Consider the following 4,208-nt stretch of genomic DNA (forward strand, 5'->3'; position numbering starts at 1 on the left):
AATGAGGCTTGGTGCATCACGTAGGGTTTGAATACGGGCGCTGTTGGTCTTCTTTTCATCCCCCTATTGAATCACGCTTGCTTTATTTTGGGAAGGGGCTGCCCATTGTTACTTTTTGGACAGCCCCCGGTCGCTTTTCTTTTTCTCTGGCGACCTTCTTGTTGAAGTAAAGAGTAAATATCAAACCATTTGGAGCTTTTGATGCCAGATCCCATTCCGCCCAGTGATGTTGATGCCGAACAAGCCTTGCTCGGTTCGATCATGATTGCACCTTATTTATTTGAGGATTTGGTCACCATCGTGAGAGCGGAATATTTTTATCGCAACTCACACCGCTGGATCTGGGAAGCGATGAATCACCTGTTGGAATCTGAGCAACAGATCGATCATGTCACCTTGTGTAATGCTTTGAATACCAGCGGAAAACTAAAAGAAATCGGTGGGCCGGCGTACATCACAGGTCTGCTCAATGCAACTCCGACTTCCATGCACGCCGAGTCTTACGCCAAGATCGTGCGCGAAAAAGCATTCAAGCGAAAAGCGTTGGAGGTCGCTACAAACCTTGCGCAAAATGCTATTCAAGATAAACCGCTTTCTGATGCTCTGCAGCAAATGGAGGAATTCTTTGTCAGCTCATCCGCCTTGTCCGGAGTCACGGAGCGAATGGTTATGACCGCAGAGAAATTGTGTTTATCGGAGATGGGTGAATTGACCTGGATTCTCAAAGACTGGATTATGGCCGGCGGAATCAACTTGATCGCCGGTATGCCGGCAGCCGGAAAGAGTTTTCTCGCGCTGGATCTGGCGATTGGCATGGCTTCTTCGGGTCTGGCGTGGGATAACCGGCCGGTAACCCAGGGCAAAGTGCTGTATCACTTCCTGGATGGCAGCTACCGGGGTATGCGCTCGCGTGTTCTTAAATTGTGCCACTCGCGGGGCATTCAACCGCCTGCGAACCTGATTTTCGACTTTTCTCCGCTTAACCTGAAAGTCACTTCCGAAGTACTGGCATTGCGTCAGCGAATTCATCGATTGGATGCTTCTGTGGTCATTTTTGATGTCATGGCCAAGTTTATGCCTGGCGCAGATGAAAATTCGGTGGCAGAAATTTCACCGATGATGAACACACTACGAGAAATTGCCAACCAGATCGGTACGACTTTCATTCTCATTCATCACCTCAATAAGGGTGGAAACCCCGATCTTTCCTATCGCGTCCGGGGTTCCTCCGATATTTTAGGGTCTGTCGATACCGCCATTGTGGTTACACACGAAAACCAGCATTCGGCACACTCGATGCGAACGATCATTCCACAAAAGGTGCGTGAATCCCTGCCACCTGCGCAGTTGCAGTTTCAAATTGAATCAACCGAAGAGAGCATCGCGCTTCGCTTTTCTGAAACGAATGCTTCTGAACTGGTGCGCGTGCCTGGTCAGGTGGAATTGATCTTTGCGGATATCCTGGAATATCTGCAGAGTTTACCGGAGCAGGAATTCAAGAAGAATGAGCTCATCTCAGCACTCCAAATCAATAGCAGCGCCAGGACGATCGATCGGGCATTTTCAAAACTCAATAACGACCCGCGAATCAGAGTTACAAAACGAGGATCTTTCAACACCTATCAGTGGGAAGAGGATACGCCAGCCACGCCATTCCCTTAAGAGGGTGGCATGGCTGGCGTATGCTTGTTCGATGCAAAGTTTACAAATAACAAAGGAGAAGAATGTCAGAAAACCAAAATAGCTCAAATTGCCGGATTTCCAGGAATGTCTTGATCAAAGCCCCCGGTTTGCTGCCCATGCTTTACACACCGCGGGAAATCGCTGAAGACCTGGACGTTCCTGAAACCACCTTGCGAGATTGGCTCAACCATGGCGCGCCACACAGCCGTGATGAATCCAACCATATCTGGATCAACGGCAAAGAATTTGCCACCTGGGTTGATAACCAACGGAACGCCAGAAAGAAACCAACCCATCCGCTTCAAGCAGGGGAAGGCTTTTGCATGCGTTGCAATACGATCGTCAAAATTCAAAATGGGGAAATTCATCCTGTCAAAGGCCGCCTGAGCCATCTGAAAGGCAAATGCCCCAACTGCGGCGGGATTGTCAATCGCGGAATTTGGAATGCTGGATCGTCAGAACTACCTCAAGGTTAAGTTGTTCCTGAAATTTTCACGAGATGTTCATGGGCGTTCTTCGCTTCAGATCTCTAACGATTTCGAGCATCTTAAAGTGTTGCTTCTCTGGGCTGGCTCACAACCGTTCAGTTCAGCACACGCTTTCCACACCAGTCTTTCTGATTTCCTTTTTCAGAAAGTCGTAAAAGGATTGGATCAAGCAGAATTACAGAACATCTTGAATACCAACGAGCGTTTCTTCTTATGGGCGAAAGCCATGTTCACGGTTGAGTTTCAGAATATCCGGCTGAGCTGGATTATGAAAATTTCAGCAATCTCGGAAGGAAAGGAGGTGATTATTTGAAAAAACGACCGATTATCATTACCACGACCAACGCCATCACAATCCCCAAAAAGGTTCGTAACCTGTTGGATTTACAACCTGGTGACTGCCTGGATTATGAAGTCATGGCAAATGGTTCAATCATTTTGGTGCGCAAGGAATGCTGCGATTCGCCGTCGCTCCGGCCAACGTGCAAACTTCCCTGCCAAGCCCAAAAACGGAAATAACCTGAATAGCTGGAGGAAGGGTTTATTGAATCCCTTCCTCCAGCTCTGGAGCAAAGAGAAAATGATCGTTTTTAGAACCTCAAGTTATCAACTGGGCTGGCTTTGCGGTGAACACGCTCGATGTCCATTTCAGCGATTTGAGCATAATGACGGACCATATCCAACGAGCTGTGACCTAGCAGGGCTTGCAGGGTAAAAACATCCCCACCTGAACGGAGGTAAGTGATTGCAAAAGTATGCCGGAATTTATGTGGATGAGCTCCTTTGACACCCGCTTTATCAGCCAGGCGCACGATTAGATGACGCAGGCTATTGGAGTTAAACGGATGATTGCCACGGTTGATAAATACTGGCGATTCTGGGTCGTCGCGATCTTCGCGGTCGGCCAGGTAACGCCATACAGCCCGGCGGGTGCTCTTTCCGATGAACACCGTGCGCCCTTTGCCGCCTTTTGCCCCGCCTTCGTCCCCATGCTTGATGACAACTTTACCGGTGCGCAAATCCAGTTCGCCGATTTTCAAACTGCAAAGCTCGGAAGCACGCAAACCGGTATCCAACATGAACAGTATCATGGCTTCATCTCGTTTGGCGGATGGTCGTCGGGTGACAAAATTATGGCGATTGATTGGATTGTACTCACGGGAGTAGACGCAGGCTTTAAGCAGCGCCGCAAGATCCTCCTGAGTAAAGGCGGCTACCGGTGCTTCTTTGTAGCGTGGACCCGGGATGCCTTCCATGGGGTTCTTTATTTTGAACTCTGCAACCGCCCAACCGAAGAAAGCTTTGAAAGTGATCCAATGGTTTCGCAGTGTCTTGGGGGAGAGTTTGCGCGTTGGCGCATCATGCGCAGGATTCGGTTTGGCGAAAGTGTGGGGAACATACTCGGTGCGCAGATAGGTCATGTAATCGAGCACATCGGCAGAGGTGATCTTCCCCACCGGTTGATCGCCTATCTTTTCCATCCACTTACGCAGCACCCACTCATACGAATCGACCGTCCGTTGGCTTAAGCCTTCGGCGGTTTTGTATTTGACGAAGCCGTCAATACAAAGAGAAAATAACAGGCCTGAGGGATTACGGTTCATCGAAAAATCCTCCTAAAAGTGATTTTTCGTAACCATCGACCCTCAGGCCTATCAAAAAACCGTAGCCCCAGGGACTACGGTTCTCGTTAGTAGCGGGGAGTGGATTCGAACCACTGACCTCCGGGTTATGAGCCCGACGAGCTACCTCTGCTCTACCCCGCATCGCTCAACTGTCCCGTCATTATACCCCCACCCCACCCATCCGTCAAGGCCGCATTTTGCCAAAAACCCCTCGGCAAGCATTGACACAATCCCCATCATCCGGTATAAGGCCTTTATGACTCAAAAAATCCGGCTCCTTCTCACCGCCCTGCTGGGCCTGGCCACCTTGGCCTGCAACCTGGGCGGGCTGTCCTTCCTCAACCAGGCCTACCCCACCCTCACCGTCCAGCCCACCCTGCCCCCGGCCACGCCCACCCCCACACCCGCCCCC

General features: G+C 50.2%; 5 protein-coding genes and 1 tRNA gene. 4 read left to right on the plus strand and 2 right to left on the minus strand.

Annotated features, from left to right (window positions below; genetic code table 11):
• Positions 1–201: 201 nt before the first annotated feature.
• The 4 genes from ADN01_RS15355 (at position 202) to ADN01_RS15370 (ending at position 2,690) form a co-directional block, all read left to right on the plus strand.
• Positions 202–1,662, plus strand: a complete 1,461-nt coding sequence (locus ADN01_RS15355) for an AAA family ATPase (protein WP_062419210.1) — start codon at positions 202–204, stop codon at positions 1,660–1,662.
• 62 nt (positions 1,663–1,724) lie between these two features.
• A complete protein-coding gene (locus ADN01_RS19400; RefSeq protein ID WP_147239101.1) occupies positions 1,725–2,159 on the plus strand; it encodes a helix-turn-helix domain-containing protein in 435 nt (144 codons plus the stop codon).
• Positions 2,128–2,484, plus strand: a complete 357-nt coding sequence (locus tag ADN01_RS15365; RefSeq protein WP_062419212.1) for a hypothetical protein — start codon at positions 2,128–2,130, stop codon at positions 2,482–2,484. The genes ADN01_RS19400 and ADN01_RS15365 overlap by 32 nt, the downstream gene beginning before the upstream one ends.
• Positions 2,481–2,690, plus strand: a complete 210-nt coding sequence (locus ADN01_RS15370; RefSeq protein WP_075071262.1) for an AbrB/MazE/SpoVT family DNA-binding domain-containing protein — start codon at positions 2,481–2,483, stop codon at positions 2,688–2,690. The genes ADN01_RS15365 and ADN01_RS15370 overlap by 4 nt, the downstream gene beginning before the upstream one ends.
• Positions 2,691–2,761: 71 nt before the next feature.
• Here the strand turns inward: ADN01_RS15370 and ADN01_RS15375 are convergent, their stop codons facing one another.
• Together ADN01_RS15375 and ADN01_RS15380 are read right to left on the minus strand one after the other, a co-directional pair.
• Positions 2,762–3,775, minus strand: coding sequence for a tyrosine-type recombinase/integrase (locus tag ADN01_RS15375; protein ID WP_062419213.1), 1,014 nt, complete (start codon positions 3,773–3,775; stop codon positions 2,762–2,764).
• A gap of 90 nt (positions 3,776–3,865) precedes the next feature.
• Positions 3,866–3,937: transfer RNA gene (locus tag ADN01_RS15380), tRNA-Met, on the minus strand.
• Between the last annotated feature and the right edge of the window lie 271 nt (positions 3,938–4,208).

The organism is Levilinea saccharolytica (assembly GCF_001306035.1).
Taxonomy (GTDB): Bacteria; Chloroflexota; Anaerolineae; order Anaerolineales; family Anaerolineaceae; genus Levilinea; species Levilinea saccharolytica.